The 14,366-nt window shown below is 66.3% G+C and carries 24 protein-coding genes; all 24 read left to right on the forward strand.

Features of this window, described 5'->3' with window-relative positions:
- The first annotated feature begins 82 nt into the window (after positions 1–82).
- The 24 genes from BLR68_RS07970 to map all read left to right on the forward strand — a co-directional run bounded on the left by BLR68_RS07970 (position 83) and on the right by map (position 14,360).
- Entirely contained in the window at positions 83–1,600 is a 1,518-nt protein-coding gene (locus tag BLR68_RS07970; protein WP_256335344.1) for a sugar transferase, read from the forward strand.
- A 360-nt stretch (positions 1,601–1,960) separates the two neighbouring features.
- Positions 1,961–2,269: a 30S ribosomal protein S10 gene (rpsJ, locus tag BLR68_RS07975; protein ID WP_018171443.1), complete on the forward strand. Its 309-nt coding sequence runs from the start codon at positions 1,961–1,963 to the stop codon at positions 2,267–2,269.
- 11 nt (positions 2,270–2,280) lie between these two features.
- Positions 2,281–2,940, forward strand: a complete 660-nt coding sequence (gene rplC / locus BLR68_RS07980) for a 50S ribosomal protein L3 (protein ID WP_018187352.1) — start codon at positions 2,281–2,283, stop codon at positions 2,938–2,940.
- A gap of 2 nt (positions 2,941–2,942) precedes the next feature.
- Positions 2,943–3,605 carry a 50S ribosomal protein L4 gene (rplD, locus tag BLR68_RS07985; protein ID WP_018187351.1) on the forward strand — a complete coding sequence of 221 codons (663 nt, stop codon included), beginning with the start codon at positions 2,943–2,945 and terminating at the stop codon, positions 3,603–3,605.
- Positions 3,602–3,901 carry a 50S ribosomal protein L23 gene (rplW, locus tag BLR68_RS07990; protein WP_018187350.1) on the forward strand — a complete coding sequence of 100 codons (300 nt, stop codon included), beginning with the start codon at positions 3,602–3,604 and terminating at the stop codon, positions 3,899–3,901. Before rplD ends, rplW begins: the two co-directional genes overlap by 4 nt.
- A gap of 24 nt (positions 3,902–3,925) precedes the next feature.
- The gene (gene rplB, locus BLR68_RS07995) at positions 3,926–4,765 is read left to right on the forward strand and encodes a 50S ribosomal protein L2 (RefSeq protein ID WP_018187349.1); all 840 of its coding nucleotides are present in this window, start codon (positions 3,926–3,928) and stop codon (positions 4,763–4,765) included.
- A 12-nt stretch (positions 4,766–4,777) separates the two neighbouring features.
- The gene (gene rpsS / locus BLR68_RS08000) at positions 4,778–5,059 is read left to right on the forward strand and encodes a 30S ribosomal protein S19 (protein WP_018187348.1); all 282 of its coding nucleotides are present in this window, start codon (positions 4,778–4,780) and stop codon (positions 5,057–5,059) included.
- Positions 5,060–5,099: 40 nt separating this feature from the next.
- Complete coding sequence (gene rplV / locus BLR68_RS08005; RefSeq protein ID WP_018187347.1) at positions 5,100–5,495, forward strand: 50S ribosomal protein L22; 396 nt, start codon at positions 5,100–5,102, stop codon at positions 5,493–5,495.
- A complete protein-coding gene (gene rpsC / locus BLR68_RS08010) occupies positions 5,495–6,250 on the forward strand; it encodes a 30S ribosomal protein S3 (RefSeq protein ID WP_018187346.1) in 756 nt (251 codons plus the stop codon). The genes rplV and rpsC overlap by 1 nt, the downstream gene beginning before the upstream one ends.
- Positions 6,250–6,669, forward strand: a complete 420-nt coding sequence (gene rplP, locus BLR68_RS08015; RefSeq protein WP_018187345.1) for a 50S ribosomal protein L16 — start codon at positions 6,250–6,252, stop codon at positions 6,667–6,669. Before rpsC ends, rplP begins: the two co-directional genes overlap by 1 nt.
- Positions 6,669–6,983: a 50S ribosomal protein L29 gene (rpmC, locus tag BLR68_RS08020; protein WP_018187344.1), complete on the forward strand. Its 315-nt coding sequence runs from the start codon at positions 6,669–6,671 to the stop codon at positions 6,981–6,983. The genes rplP and rpmC overlap by 1 nt, the downstream gene beginning before the upstream one ends.
- Complete coding sequence (gene rpsQ, locus BLR68_RS08025) at positions 6,983–7,312, forward strand: 30S ribosomal protein S17 (protein ID WP_018187343.1); 330 nt, start codon at positions 6,983–6,985, stop codon at positions 7,310–7,312. Before rpmC ends, rpsQ begins: the two co-directional genes overlap by 1 nt.
- Before the next feature lie 3 nt (positions 7,313–7,315).
- The gene (rplN, locus tag BLR68_RS08030; protein ID WP_018187342.1) at positions 7,316–7,684 is read left to right on the forward strand and encodes a 50S ribosomal protein L14; all 369 of its coding nucleotides are present in this window, start codon (positions 7,316–7,318) and stop codon (positions 7,682–7,684) included.
- A 2-nt stretch (positions 7,685–7,686) separates the two neighbouring features.
- A complete protein-coding gene (gene rplX, locus BLR68_RS08035) occupies positions 7,687–8,046 on the forward strand; it encodes a 50S ribosomal protein L24 (RefSeq protein WP_018187341.1) in 360 nt (119 codons plus the stop codon).
- A gap of 2 nt (positions 8,047–8,048) precedes the next feature.
- Complete coding sequence (gene rplE, locus BLR68_RS08040; protein WP_018187340.1) at positions 8,049–8,639, forward strand: 50S ribosomal protein L5; 591 nt, start codon at positions 8,049–8,051, stop codon at positions 8,637–8,639.
- A 134-nt stretch (positions 8,640–8,773) separates the two neighbouring features.
- Positions 8,774–9,172: a 30S ribosomal protein S8 gene (rpsH, locus tag BLR68_RS08045; protein WP_018187339.1), complete on the forward strand. Its 399-nt coding sequence runs from the start codon at positions 8,774–8,776 to the stop codon at positions 9,170–9,172.
- A gap of 6 nt (positions 9,173–9,178) precedes the next feature.
- On the forward strand, positions 9,179–9,715 hold the full coding sequence (rplF, locus tag BLR68_RS08050) for a 50S ribosomal protein L6 (protein WP_018187338.1): 537 nt from the start codon (positions 9,179–9,181) through the stop codon (positions 9,713–9,715).
- 2 nt (positions 9,716–9,717) lie between these two features.
- Positions 9,718–10,077: a 50S ribosomal protein L18 gene (gene rplR, locus BLR68_RS08055; RefSeq protein WP_018187337.1), complete on the forward strand. Its 360-nt coding sequence runs from the start codon at positions 9,718–9,720 to the stop codon at positions 10,075–10,077.
- A complete protein-coding gene (gene rpsE / locus BLR68_RS08060; RefSeq protein ID WP_018187336.1) occupies positions 10,074–10,766 on the forward strand; it encodes a 30S ribosomal protein S5 in 693 nt (230 codons plus the stop codon). Before rplR ends, rpsE begins: the two co-directional genes overlap by 4 nt.
- Positions 10,766–10,951 (forward strand): 50S ribosomal protein L30, encoded by a 186-nt coding sequence (rpmD, locus tag BLR68_RS08065; RefSeq protein WP_018187335.1) that lies wholly within the window; start codon positions 10,766–10,768, stop codon positions 10,949–10,951. The genes rpsE and rpmD overlap by 1 nt, the downstream gene beginning before the upstream one ends.
- Entirely contained in the window at positions 10,951–11,511 is a 561-nt protein-coding gene (rplO, locus tag BLR68_RS08070) for a 50S ribosomal protein L15 (protein WP_018187334.1), read from the forward strand. Before rpmD ends, rplO begins: the two co-directional genes overlap by 1 nt.
- A 100-nt stretch (positions 11,512–11,611) precedes the next feature.
- Complete coding sequence (gene secY / locus BLR68_RS08075; protein WP_018187333.1) at positions 11,612–12,937, forward strand: preprotein translocase subunit SecY; 1,326 nt, start codon at positions 11,612–11,614, stop codon at positions 12,935–12,937.
- Positions 12,934–13,527 (forward strand): adenylate kinase, encoded by a 594-nt coding sequence (locus BLR68_RS08080; RefSeq protein WP_018187332.1) that lies wholly within the window; start codon positions 12,934–12,936, stop codon positions 13,525–13,527. The genes secY and BLR68_RS08080 overlap by 4 nt, the downstream gene beginning before the upstream one ends.
- Positions 13,527–14,360, forward strand: coding sequence for a type I methionyl aminopeptidase (map, locus tag BLR68_RS08085; protein WP_018187331.1), 834 nt, complete (start codon positions 13,527–13,529; stop codon positions 14,358–14,360). The genes BLR68_RS08080 and map overlap by 1 nt, the downstream gene beginning before the upstream one ends.
- Positions 14,361–14,366 lie beyond the last annotated feature (6 nt).

The following is a 14,366-nucleotide window of genomic DNA, read 5'->3' on the forward strand; positions in this document are numbered from 1 at the left end:
CAGGAAGGCTGACCTCCGTGATGCAGACCGCTCGCACTCCGGCGTGGGGTCACCGCACCGGTCGGTCGGGCGAAGGGTGCTCGTGCTGAGGCGGGCCGCGGAACGGCAGGGCACGCGCATCGGGCGGCGCCTCGGCCGGCGCCCGAGCAAGCCGTCGCTGGTCGTGCCCGCGCGTCGCTCCGCGCGTGATTGGCCGGCGCGGTTCAGCGGTCGCATCGCCTACAGCGATCTCGTCGTCATCGTCGCCGTGCTGTTGGCGTTCCGGTTCCTGGTCCTCCCCGATACGCAGCGGGACGTGACGTGGCCCAGTGGTCCGCAGGTCCCGTACGACGTCGCCCTCGGTCTGATCGGGATCGTCTGGCTCGTGGCGTTGAGCGTCTTCGAGACGCGGGATCGCAACATCGTCGGTGCGGGCGAACAGGAATACCGCCGGTTGGTGAACGCGACGATCGCCGTGTTCGCGATCTTCGTGTCGGTCGCGTTCTTCCTGCGCATCGAGGTCTCCCGCGGGCTCTTCCTCGTCGCCATGCCCGTCGGCCTTGTGGCGCTCATCTTCTCGCGATGGCTGTGGCGCATCTGGCTGCGACGTCAGCAGCGACGGTCGAAGTACGTCTACCGCGCGCTCGTCCTGGGAGAACCGGCGAAGGCGGCGATGATCATCCGCGCGATCCGGCGGGCGGACACCTCCGGCTTCGACATCGTGGGTGTCGTGACGAATGCGCGGGGTCGGCAGTCCATCGGCGACGTGCCGGTCGTCGGCGGATTCGCCCACGCGATGCAGGCGATGGATGCCACCGATGCCGACACGATCATCGTCGCCGAGGCGGACGAGGTCCACCCCGAGATGATGCGTCAACTCGGATGGGATGTCGCGGACCGCAACGGCAACCTCGTCGTCGCTCCGGCGCTGACCGATGTGGCGGGTCCCCGCATCCATTCCCGCCCTGCGGCGGGTCTGCCCCTCGTGCACGTCGAGTTCCCCCGCCTCGAAGGCGTCCGTCGATTCGCCAAGCGGACGTTCGACCTGTTCGGCTCCGTGGCCCTCATCGTCGTCTTCTCCCCGGTCATGCTCGTCACCGCCGTGGCGATCCGGATGGAGACGCCGGGACGCGTGCTCTACCGCCAGTCGCGGATCGGCCTGGGCGGCGACGAGTTCGGGATGCTGAAGTTCCGCTCGATGGTCGCGGACGCCGACGACCAGCTCGCAAGTCTGCTGGACATGCAGGGGACGAACGACAGTCCTCTGTTCAAGGTGGCCGACGACCCGCGCATCACGAAGGTCGGCCGCGTCATCCGCAAGCACTCGCTGGACGAGCTCCCGCAGCTGTTCAACGTCCTCGTCGGCACGATGAGTCTCGTCGGGCCCCGCCCGCAGCGTGCCGCCGAGGTCGCGCTGTACGACGACGCCGCCCACCGCCGACTGCGTGTGAAGCCGGGGATGAGCGGTCTTTGGCAGGTCAGTGGACGGTCCACCCTGTCGTGGGAGGATGCGCTGCGCCTCGACCTCTACTACGTCGAGAACTGGTCGTTCATGCAGGACCTGCAGATCCTGGTGCGCACGCTGACGGCTGTCATCGTGCCGGGCCGGACGGCGCACTGAGGCCGACGGGGGAGCGTGCCCCGGTGCGCGACACGCCCGGGTTTGCGACACGCCCGGACGGCACGTAGACTGTACAGGTTCCACATTCCTGCGCTCTGCGCGGGATCACTGCCAGGGCAGTGCATAGGCGTGAAGCCTAGGCCGCGGGCAGCAGAACATCACATCCCCACACCCCATTCCGGAAACGGATCTGCACGCATGCGTGCGCGGGGACGGGATGCCGCAGGTAGCCCTGCGGACTGACATCAGAACAGCGGTGCCGATCACCTCGCCTCCGGGCGGGGAGAAGTGCCCGGCGCGTAAGCGCCCCGTGCGTCCAATGCCCCCGAGGTACGACGCGAGAAAGAGAGTGAGCAGACAATGGCGGGACAGAAGATCCGCATTCGCCTGAAGTCGTATGACCACGAGGTCATCGACTCGTCGGCACGCAAAATCGTCGACACCGTGACCCGTGCGGGCGCGACGGTCGTGGGCCCCGTGCCCCTTCCGACCGAGAAGAACGTGATCGCCGTGATCCGTTCGCCGCACAAGTACAAGGACAGCCGCGAGCACTTCGAGATGCGCACCCACAAGCGCCTCATCGACATCATCGACCCGACGCCCAAGGCCGTCGACTCGCTGATGCGTCTCGACCTCCCGGCCGACGTCAACATCGAGATCAAGCTCTGAGGTCGATCATCATGGCTGACATCAACTCCAAGGTTTCCAAGGGCCTGCTGGGCACCAAGCTCGGCATGACCCAGGTCTGGGACGAGAACGGCAAGGTCGTTCCCGTCACCGTCATCGAAGTCGCCCCCAACGTGGTGACCCAGGTGCGCACGCCCGAGCGCGACGGCTACAACGCCGTTCAGATCGCTTACGGCCAGATCGACCCCCGCAAGGTCAACAAGCCCCAGACGGCTCACTTCGACGCCGCTGGTGTGACCCCGCGCCGCCACCTCACCGAGGTGCGCACGGCGGATGCCGCTGACTACTCACTCGGTCAGGAGCTCACCGTCGACGCCACCTTCGAGGCCGGCCAGCTGGTCGACGTCGTCGGCACCAGCAAGGGCAAGGGCTTCGCCGGTGTCATGAAGCGTCACAACTTCAAGGGCGTCTCGGCTTCGCACGGTGCGCACCGCAACCACCGCAAGCCCGGCTCGATCGGCGCATCGTCGACCCCGAGCCGCGTCTTCAAGGGCATGCGCATGGCCGGCCGTATGGGTGGCGAGCGCGTGACCGTCCTCAACCTCACGGTGCACGCCGTCGACGCCGAGAAGGGTCTGCTGCTCGTCAAGGGCGCCGTCCCCGGTGCTCGTGGCCGCATCGTCTACGTCCGCAACGCAGTGAAGGGTGCCTGATCATGGCTGACTCGACTCTCGCGCTCGACGTCGTGAAGGCAGACGGCAAGAAGGCCGGCTCCGTGGAGCTGCCCGCCGCACTGTTCGACGTCAAGACGAACATCCCCCTCATCCACCAGGTCGTCGTCGCGCAGCTCGCGGCGGCTCGCCAGGGCACCCACTCGACCAAGCGTCGCGGTGAGGTCTCGGGCGCCGGCCGCAAGCCCTTCAAGCAGAAGGGCACCGGTAACGCCCGTCAGGGCTCGATCCGCGCGCCGCACATGACCGGTGGTGGCATCGTCCACGGACCGAAGCCGCGCAACTACTCGCAGCGCACCCCCAAGAAGATGGTCGCCGCCGCCCTCCTGGGTGCGCTCAGCGACCGGGCACGCGGTGGTCGTCTGCACGTTGTCGACTCGTTCGGCATCGAAGGCGCTCCCTCGACGAAGGCCGCTGTCGCGGTCCTCGGCCAGCTCGCGCCGACCAAGAACGTCATGGTCGTCATCACCCGTGATGACGAGCTGACCGTCAAGAGCGTCCGCAACCTCGCGTACGTCCACGTGCTGACGTTCGACCAGCTCAACGCCTACGACGTGCTCGTCTCCGACGACATCGTCTTCACCAAGGCCGCCTACGACGCGTTCGTCGCTGCGAAGGCCGGCGCCACCGAGGAGGTCTCGGCATGACCGCCGTCAACAAGGACCCGCGCGACATCATCCTGAAGCCGGTCGTCTCCGAGAAGAGCTACGGGCTCATCGACGAGGGCAAGTACACGTTCCTCGTGGACCCCCGCGCCACCAAGACCGAGATCAAGCTCGCCATCGAGAAGATCTTCGGTGTCAAGGTCGCGTCGGTGAACACGCTCAACCGCCCGGGCAAGGCCCGCCGCACCCGCTTCGGCACCGGTAAGCGCAAGGACACCAAGCGCGCCATCGTGAGCCTGAAGTCGGGCACCATCGACATCTTCACGGCCGTCGGCTGACAGCTGGGATAGAGGACTAGAGACATGGCTATTCGCAAGTACAAGCCCACGACCCCCGGTCGTCGCGGTTCGTCGGTCGCCGACTTCGCTGAGATCACGCGGTCGACGCCCGAGAAGTCGCTCCTTCGCCCGCTGGCGAAGACCGGTGGTCGCAACAACCAGGGCCGCATCACGACCCGTCACATCGGTGGTGGCCACAAGCGCCAGTACCGCGTCATCGACTTCCGTCGTAACGACAAGGACGGCGTCAACGCCAAGGTCGCTCACATCGAGTACGACCCCAACCGCACCGCACGCATCGCGCTGCTGCACTACTTCGACGGTGAGAAGCGTTACATCCTCGCCCCGAACAAGCTGTCGCAGGGTGACATCGTCGAGTCGGGTGCTGGCGCCGACATCAAGCCCGGCAACAACCTGCCGCTGCGCAACATCCCCACCGGTACCGTGATCCACGCGATCGAGCTCCGCCCCGGCGGCGGCGCGAAGATGGCGCGCTCGGCTGGTGCGTCCGTCCGCCTCGTGGCGAAGGACGGCCCCTACGCGCAGCTTCGTCTGCCCTCGGGTGAGATCCGCAACGTCGACGCACGTTGCCGCGCCACCATCGGTGAGGTCGGCAACGCCGAGCAGTCCAACATCAACTGGGGTAAGGCCGGCCGTAACCGCTGGAAGGGCATCCGCCCGACCGTGCGTGGTGTCGCCATGAACCCGGTCGACCACCCGCACGGTGGTGGTGAGGGTAAGACCTCCGGTGGACGTCACCCCGTCACTCCTTGGGGCCAGGCCGAGGGTCGTACCCGGCACCCCAACAAGGAAAGCGACAAGTTGATCGTTCGCCGTCGCAACGCCGGCAAGAAGCGGAAGTAGGAGTAGAGGAAGATGCCTCGCAGCCTTAAGAAGGGCCCCTTCGTCGACGAGCACCTGCTTCGCAAGGTCGTCTCGCAGAACGAAGCCGGTACCAAGAACGTCATCAAGACCTGGTCGCGCCGTTCGATGATCATCCCCGCCATGCTGGGACACACCATCGCCGTGCACGACGGACGCAAGCACATCCCCGTGTTCGTGTCCGAGACCATGGTCGGTCACAAGCTGGGCGAGTTCGCGCCCACCCGCACCTTCCGCGGCCACGAGAAGGACGACAAGAAGGGTCGTCGCCGCTAAGGCGGTGGCGCTCTCAGAGAGAGGAAGAGGAGGAGTAGTAATGGTGGAATCCATCGCACGCGTGAAGCACATCCGCGTGACCCCTCAGAAGGCTCGTCGTGTCGTCGCGCTCATCAAGGGCAAGCAGGCTCAGGAGGCTCTCGCCATCCTGAAGTTCGCTCCCCAGGGTGCCAGCGAGCCCATCTACAAGCTCGTGGCCGCCGCGGTCGCGAATGCTCGTGTGAAGGCCGACAAGGACAACGAGTTCCTGGACGATCAGGATCTGTACGTGAAGAACGCCTACGTGGACGAGGGCACGACGCTGAAGCGTTTCCAGCCCCGCGCCCAGGGTCGCGCGTTCCAGATCAAGAAGCGCACCAGCCACATCACCGTGGTGCTCTCGACCCCCGAGGTCGCTGACACCGCTGCGGCTGACACCAAGAAGGCGAGCAAGTAATGGGACAGAAGGTCAACCCGTACGGCTTCCGCCTCGGCATCACCACCGACCACGTGTCGCGCTGGTTCTCGGACTCCACCAAGCCCGGGCAGCGTTACGCCGACTACGTGGCCGAGGACGTCAAGATCCGTCGTCTCCTGACGACGTCGCTCGACCGTGCCGGCGTGAGCAACATCGAGATCGAGCGCACGCGTGACCGCGTCCGCGTCGACATCCACACCGCCCGTCCGGGCATCGTGATCGGCCGCCGCGGCGCCGAGGCCGAGCGCATCCGCGCCGACCTCGAGAAGCTCACGGGCAAGCAGATCCAGCTGAACATCCTCGAGGTCAAGAACCCCGAGGCCGACGCTCAGCTGGTCGCCCAGGGCATCGCCGAGCAGCTCTCCGCTCGTGTGGCGTTCCGCCGCGCGATGCGCAAGGGTCTGCAGGGCGCGCAGCGTGCCGGTGCCAAGGGTGTCCGCATCCAGGTCTCCGGCCGTCTCGGCGGCGCTGAGATGAGCCGGTCGGAGTTCTACCGCGAAGGCCGTGTGCCCCTGCACACGCTCCGCGCGAACATCGACTACGGCTTCTACGAGGCCAAGACCACTTTCGGCCGCATCGGCGTGAAGGTCTGGATCTACAAGGGCGACCTCACCAACAAGGAGCTCGCTCGCGAGCAGGCCAACGCACCGAAGTCCCGTCGTGATGACCGTGGCGGCGACCGCCGCCGTGGCCCGCGCAACGAGGCCCCCGTCGCAGAAGGAGCGTCAGCCTGATGCTTATTCCCCGCAAGGTCAAGTACCGCAAGCAGCACCACCCGAAGCGCGACGGCGCCGCCACCGGCGGCACCACGGTCAGCTTCGGTGAGTACGGCATCCAGGCGCTGACCCCCGCTTACGTGACGAACCGTCAGATCGAGTCCGCTCGTATCGCCATGACGCGTCACATCAAGCGTGGTGGAAAGGTGTGGATCAACATCTACCCCGACCGTCCGCTCACGAAGAAGCCGGCCGAAACCCGCATGGGTTCCGGTAAGGGTTCGCCCGAGTGGTGGGTCGCCAACGTCAAGCCGGGTCGCGTCCTCTTCGAGGTCGCGGGCGTCAACGAGGAACTCGCTCGTGAGGCCCTGACCCGTGCTATCCACAAGCTGCCGCTCAAGGCACGCATCATCAAGCGCGAGGAGGGCGACGCGTAATGGCTGTCGGCACCAAGACGCTCGCCCCGAGCGAGCTGGACACATTCGAAGACCAGCGCCTCGTGGAGGAGCTGCGCAAGGCCAAGGAAGAGCTGTTCAACCTGCGCTTCCAGTCGGCCACCGGCCAGCTCGAGAGCCACGGCCGCATCCGTGCGGTCAAGCGCGACATCGCGCGGCTCTACACCGTCATCCGCGAGCGGGAGCTCGGCATCCGTGCCACCCCCGCCCCGGTCGAGACGGCCACCAAGGCGAAGAAGAGCAAGGCCAAGAAGGCGGACGAGTCCGCTGAGGCCGCGAAGGAAGAGGCCGAGTGATGGCTAAGAAGGATGCCGCCGAGGCGACCGTGGCCGCTGGTCACGAGTCGTCCGAGCACGACGTCCGCGACGTCAACGCCCGTGGGTACCGCAAGGCCCGCCGTGGCTACGTCGTCAGCGACAAGATGGACAAGACGATCGTCGTCGAGGTCGAGGACCGCGTGAAGCACCCCCTCTACGGCAAGGTCATCCGCCGCACGTCCAAGGTGAAGGCTCACGACGAGCAGAACTCCGCGGGCATCGGTGACCTCGTCCTCATCAACGAGACCCGTCCGCTCAGCGCCACGAAGCGCTGGCGCCTGGTCGAGATTCTCGAGAAGGCGAAGTAACCCATGATCCAGAACGAGTCCCGCCTCAAGGTCGCTGACAACACCGGCGCCAAGGAAATCCTCACGATCCGCGTTCTCGGTGGTTCCAACCGCCGCTACGCCGGCGTGGGCGATGTCATCGTGGCGACCGTCAAGGACGCGATCCCGGGCGGCAACGTCAAGAAGGGCGACGTGGTCAAGGCTGTCGTCGTCCGCACCGTCAAGTCGACCCGTCGGCCCGACGGTTCGTACATCAAGTTCGACGAGAACGCCGCCGTCATCCTGAAGAACGACGGGGAGCCCCGCGGCACCCGCATCTTCGGCCCGGTCGGTCGTGAGCTTCGCGACAAGAAGTTCATGAAGATCGTCTCGCTGGCACCGGAGGTCATCTGATCATGGCGCACATCAAGAAGGGTGACCTGGTTCAGGTCATCAGCGGCCGCAAGCAGGACAAGGGCGGCGACCGCGGCAAGCAGGGCGAGGTCCTCGAGGTCCTCGTCGAGCAGAACCGCGTCGTCGTGCAGGGCGTGAACTACGTCACGAAGCACTCCCGTGTCGGTCAGTCGCAGCGCGGCACCAAGACGGGCGGCATCGAGACGATGGAAGCCCCGATCCACATCTCCAACGTGGCGCTGGTCGACCCGTCGACCAAGAAGCCGACCCGTGTCGGTCACCGCGTCGAGGAGCGGACCAAGGACGGCGTCAAGCGCACCGTCCGCGTCCGTTACGCCAAGAAGAGCGGCAAGGACCTCTGAACATGAGCAACGCAACTGCCGCGGCGGCTGGCAAGATCCAGCCCCGCCTGAAGCAGAAGTACCAGAGCGAGATCAAGAAGGCTCTGCAGGAGGAGTTCGGCTACGCGAACGTCATGCAGATCCCCGGTCTCGTCAAGGTCGTCGTCAACACCGGTGTCGGTGAGGCTGCGCGCGACAGCAAGGTGATCGATGGTGCGGTCGACGACCTCACCAAGATCACCGGCCAGAAGCCGGTCGTCACCAAGGCCCGCAAGTCCATCGCGCAGTTCAAGCTGCGTGAGGGCCAGGCCATCGGTGCCCACGTCACCCTTCGCGGTGACCGCGCGTGGGAGTTCGTCGACCGCCTCGTCAACCTGGCGCTGCCCCGCATCCGCGACTTCCGTGGACTCTCGGCTGCCCAGTTCGACGGCAACGGCAACTACACCTTCGGTCTCCAGGAGCAGTCCGTGTTCCACGAGATCAACCAGGACAAGATCGACCGCGTCCGCGGTTTCGACATCACGATCGTGACGACGGCCAAGACGGATGACGAGGGTCGGGCGCTGCTGAAGCACCTCGGCTTCCCGTTCAAGTCGGCCGACGCTCAGGCGTGATCCGATAAGATCGATCGTTCGGCCTCGGGGCGTGCTCCGGGGCCGAACGACTGCACAACTGAATATTGCTCATTCATAGAAGGTCGGCTGTCGTGTAACGGCAGTCGAAACCTCATGACTAAAGGAACATACTCATGACGATGACAGACCCGGTCGCAGACATGCTGACCCGTCTGCGCAACGCGAACTCCGCGCACCACGACTCCGTCGCGCTGCCGAGCTCGAAGCTCAAGACGCACATCGCCGAGATCCTCCAGCAGGAGGGCTACATCTCCGGCTGGGAGGTCTCCGACGCTCGTGTCGGCCAGACCCTCACCCTCACCCTCAAGTACGGCCCGAACCGCGAGCGGTCGATCGCCGGAATCAAGCGCGTCTCGAAGCCCGGCCTCCGCGTCTACGCGAAGTCGAACGAGCTTCCCAAGGTCCTCGGTGGCCTCGGTGTCGCGATCCTGTCCACCTCCTCTGGCCTCCTCACGGACCGCCAGGCCGAGCAGAAGGGCGTCGGCGGGGAAGTCCTCGCCTACGTGTGGTGATCTGACATGTCGCGTATTGGACGTCTTCCCATCGACATCCCCGCCGGCGTGACCGTTTCGGTCTCCGGCCAGGACGTCGCCGTCAAGGGCCCCAAGGGTGAGCTCAGCCTCACCGTTGCACAGCCCATCGAGGTCAAGGTCGAGGAGAACCAGGTTCTGGTCTCCCGCCCCGATGACGAGCGCGAGTCCCGTGCTCTCCACGGGCTGACCCGTACCCTCATCAACAACAACATCATCGGCGTGACCCAGGGCTACACCAAGGGCCTCGAGGTCGTCGGCACGGGTTACCGCGTCGCTCAGAAGGGCACGGCGGTCGAGTTCGCTCTCGGCTTCTCGCACCCCGTCCTGGTCGAGGCTCCCGCGGGCATCACGCTCACCGTCGAGGGCAACAACAAGGTGACCGTCGCCGGTATCTCGAAGCAGGCCGTCGGCGAGGCAGCTGCCAACATCCGCAAGATCCGCAAGCCCGAGCCGTACAAGGGCAAGGGTGTGCGGTACGCGGGCGAGGTCGTTCGCCGCAAGGCCGGAAAGAGTGGTAAGTAACCATGGCTCTTAAGTCGAAGTCCGACGCACGTTCGCGTCGTCACCTCCGTCTTCGCAAGAAGATCGTGGGCTCCGAGGTGCGTCCGCGCCTCGTCGTGACCCGCTCCGCCCGCCACGTCTTCGTTCAGCTCGTCGACGACAGCAAGGGCACCACGCTGGCGTCCGCCTCGACCCTCGAGTCGGACCTGCGCACGTTCGACGGTGACAAGACCGCCAAGGCCCGCAAGGTCGGCGAACTCGTTGCTGAGCGTGCCAAGGCTGCCGGCATCGAGACGGTCGTGTTCGACCGCGGCGGCAACCGCTATGCGGGCCGCGTCGCTGCGATCGCCGATGGCGCTCGCGAAGGAGGTCTGAAGCTGTGACCGAGAACAAGGAGAACGAAGTGACCGCGACCGAGCAGCCCGCTGCGGCTGCGGCTACGGCTACGGCCGAGGCTCCCGCCGAGCGTGAGCGCGAGCCGCGCCGCGGTGGCCGCGAGCGCAGCCAGACCCGCGACCGCAACTCGCGCGACCGGGGCGACAACCAGTTCCTCGAGCGCGTCGTCACGATCAACCGTGTGTCCAAGGTCGTCAAGGGTGGTCGTCGCTTCAGCTTCACCGCACTCGTCGTCGTGGGCGACGGCAACGGTCTCGTCGGTGTCGGCTACGGCAAGGCGCGCGAAGTCCCCCTCGCCATCTCCAAGGGTGTCGAAGAGGCCAAGCGCAACTTCTTCCGGGTCCCGCGCGTCGGCTCCAGCATCCCCCACCCCGTCCAGGGTGAGGCTGCTGCCGGTGTCGTGCTGCTCCGTCCGGCTGCTGCCGGTACCGGTGTTATCGCCGGTGGTCCGGTCCGCGCCGTCCTCGAGTGCGCCGGCATCCACGATGTGCTGTCGAAGTCGCTCGGTTCGTCGAACACGATCAACATCGTGCACGCGACCGTTGCGGCGCTGAAGCAGCTCGAAGAGCCGCGCGCCGTCGCCGCTCGTCGTGGTCTCGACTTCGACCAGGTCGCGCCCGCGCGTCTTGTTCGTGCCGAGGCCGACGCCGCCAAGGCTGCAAAGGTGGGTGCATGATGGCTGCTCGTCTGAAGGTGACCCAGGTCAAGTCCAAGGTGAGCGAAAAGCAGAACCAGCGTGACACGCTGCGTTCGCTCGGTCTTAAGCGGATCAACGACTTCGTCGTTCGTCCCGATGACGCGCAGACGCGCGGTTACATCAAGACCGTCGCGCACCTCGTGAAGGTTGAGGAGATCGACTGATGGCTGAGAAGAAGGACGAGACGGTCGAGACCGTCGAGCCCAAGGCCAAGAAGCCGGCAACCCGGAAGGCTGCGGCCAAGCCCGCCGCCGACAAGGCTGCCCCGAAGAAGGATGTGGCACGCCCCGGCGTGCTGAAGGTCCACCACCTGCGTCCGGTCCCCGGATCCAACGTCGCGAAGACCCGTGTCGGTCGCGGTGAGGGCTCCAAGGGTAAGACGTCGGGCCGCGGTACCAAGGGTACGAAGGCTCGTTACCAGGTCAAGGTGGGCTTCGAGGGTGGGCAGATGCCCCTCCACATGCGTACGCCGAAGCTGCGCGGGTTCAAGAACCCGTTCCGCGTCGAGTACCAGGTGGTCAACCTCGACAAGCTCGCGGAGCTCTACCCCAATGGTGGCGACGTCACCATCACGGATCTGGTCGCCAAGGGCGCCGTCCGCAAGAACGAGAAGGTCAAGGTGCTCGGCACCGGCGACATCTCGGTTGCGCTGACGGTCTCCGTCGACAAGGTCTCGGGATCGGCCGAGCAGAAGATCGTCGCCGCTGGCGGTTCGATCAAGTAATCACGTGCCAGGGGCCGGAGGGTAACCTCCGGCCCCTGTTGCCGTATGTTGGAGTGCGGCCCGTCTGGGCGGGCCCGGCATCCCACTGGAGGAAATCCCCTTGTTCAGCGCCATCGCGCGGGTCTTCCGCACCCCGGATCTGCGTCGGAAGATCGGTTTCACGCTCGGCATCATCGCCATCTACCGATTCGGCGCGCACATCCCGGCTCCGTTCGTCGACTTCCCGAACGTGAAGACCTGTCTCGACCAGTCGGGCTCCACCCAGGGCCTCCTGTCGCTGGTCAACCTCTTCTCCGGCGGCGCCCTGCTGCAGCTGTCGATCTTCGCGCTCGGCGTCATGCCGTACATCACGGCGACGATCATCGTTCAGCTCCTGCGCGTCGTCATCCCTCACTTCGAGACGCTGTACAAGGAAGGCCAGGCCGGTCAGGCCAAGCTGACCCAGTACACCCGGTACCTGACGATCGCGCTGGCGCTCCTCCAGTCGACCACCCTCGTCACCGTGGCCCGTTCGGGCCAGCTCTTCGGCATCTCCGGTGTCGCCGAGTGCCAGCAGCTCCTCACCGACGAGGCCTGGTGGGCTCAGCTCCTCATGATCGCCACCCTCACCGCGGGGACCGGCCTCATCATGTGGATGGCCGAGCTCGTCACCGAGCGCGGCATCGGCAACGGCATGTCCCTCCTCATCTTCACCTCGATCGCGGCGACGTTCCCGTCCGCGCTGTGGAGCATCGCCGTCGCGCGCAGCTTCGAGATCTTCCTCCTCGTGCTGGCCGTCGGCATCGCCACCGTCGCGCTCGTCGTCTTCGTCGAGCAGTCGCAGCGACGCATCCCGGTGCAGTACGCGAAGCGCATGGTCGGTCGCCGGACGCTCGGCGGCAGCAACACCTACATCCCGATCAAGGTGAACATGGCCGGCGTCGTGCCCGTCATCTTCGCCTCCTCGCTGCTGTACATCCCGGCGCTGATCGCGCAGTTCAACGCCAACCCGACGGCGGACGGCAGCGTCCCCGGGTGGGTCTCCTGGATCCAGGCGAACTTCGTCAACGGTGACCACCCGCTGTACATGGCGGTGTACTTCCTCCTCATCATCGGGTTCACCTACTTCTACGTCGCGATCACGTTCAACCCCGTCGAGGTCGCCGACAACATGAAGAAGTACGGCGGGTTCATCCCCGGCATCCGTGCGGGTCGTCCCACGGCCGAGTACCTCGACTACGTCCTGACCCGCATCACCCTGCCGGGTTCCATCTACCTGGGCCTCATCGCCCTGCTTCCCCTTCTCGCCCTCGCCACGGTCGGCGCCAACCAGAACTTCCCGTTCGGCGGCGCCTCGATCCTGATCATCGTCGGCGTCGGTCTCGAAACCGTGAAGCAGATCGACGCCCAGCTCCAGCAGCGCCACTACGAAGGACTCCTCCGATGACGCAGACCCCCGCCCGCCTCCTGATCATCGGCCCGCAAGGTTCGGGCAAGGGGACGCAGGGGGCCCGGATCGCCGATCTGCTCGGCATCCCGACCGTCTCCACCGGAGACGTCTTCCGCGCGAACGTCAAGGACGGCACCGAGCTAGGGCTGAAGGTCAAAGCGCTGATCGACGCCGGCGACCTGGTTCCGGATGACCTGACGAGCGAGATCGTCCGCGACCGGCTGGAGCAGGAGGATGCCGCAGAGGGCTTCCTCCTCGACGGGTACCCGCGGAACCTCGGCCAGGTCGGCGACCTGGATGCGTTCCTCGACGGGCGCGGTCAGCCGCTCACCGCGGTCATCGAGCTCTCGGTTCCCCGGGACGAGTCGATCGCGCGGCTCTCGCGTCGCGCGGCCGAGCAGGGCCGGTCCGACGACAACGAGGAGTCGATCGCCAAGCGGCTCTCGATCTACGAGTCCGAGACGGCACCCATCCTCGACGTCTACCGCGAGCGCGGCATCGTCGACGAGATCGACGGTGTGGGCTCGCTCGACGAGATCACCGAGCGCATCGCGGCGGCCCTCGCAGCGCGCGGCATCACCGCCTGATGGTGTTCCGCCGCTCCATCTACAAGACTCCCGCGCAGCTGCGCGCGATGGTCACCCCCGGCCTCATCACGGCCGCTGCGCTGGATGCGGTGCGTCCGGCGGTCCGAGCCGGTGTCACGACGGCCGAGCTCGACGCGATCGCAGAGGCGACGATCGTCGCTCGCGGTGCGGAGTCGAACTTCCAGCTCGTGCGCGGCTACCGCCACACGACCTGCATCTCGGTCAACCAGGAGGTCGTTCACGGCATCCCCGGCGACCGTGTCCTGCAGCCGGGCGACATCGTCTCGATCGACTGCGGTGCGCAGTTCGAGGGGTGGAACGGCGACTCGGCCATCACGATCGTCGTCCCGGATCCGGAGCGGCCCGAACTCGTCGCGCGTCGGCAGCGACTGTCCGATGTGACCGAGGGGTCGCTGTGGGCCGGCATCGCCGCGCTGGCCTCGGCGTCACGCGTCGGTGAGATCGGCGACGCCGTGCAGACCTACGTCGAGTCGTCGGGGGAGGGCTACGGCATCCTTCGCGACTACGTCGGGCACGGGATCGGCCGCAAGATGCACGAGGGGCCGACGGTCTTCAACTACCGCGTCGAAGACCTCGGGCCCGAGGTGCGGCCCGGTCTGTGCGTCGCCATCGAGCCGATGATCGTCGGCGGAGACGAGGCGACCCTGGTCGAGGACGACGACTGGACCGTCAGCACCGTCGACGGTGAGGACGGCTCCCATTGGGAACATAGCGTCGCGGTGCACGATGGAGGCATCTGGGTGCTGACCGCACCCGACGGCGGTGCCGCGGGTCTCGCCGCTTTCGGTGTCATCCCGACCCCCATCTCCTGAGAGGAC

It is taken from the genome of Microbacterium sp. 77mftsu3.1, from assembly GCF_900100525.1.
Lineage (GTDB): Bacteria > Actinomycetota > Actinomycetes > Actinomycetales > Microbacteriaceae > Microbacterium > Microbacterium aquilitoris.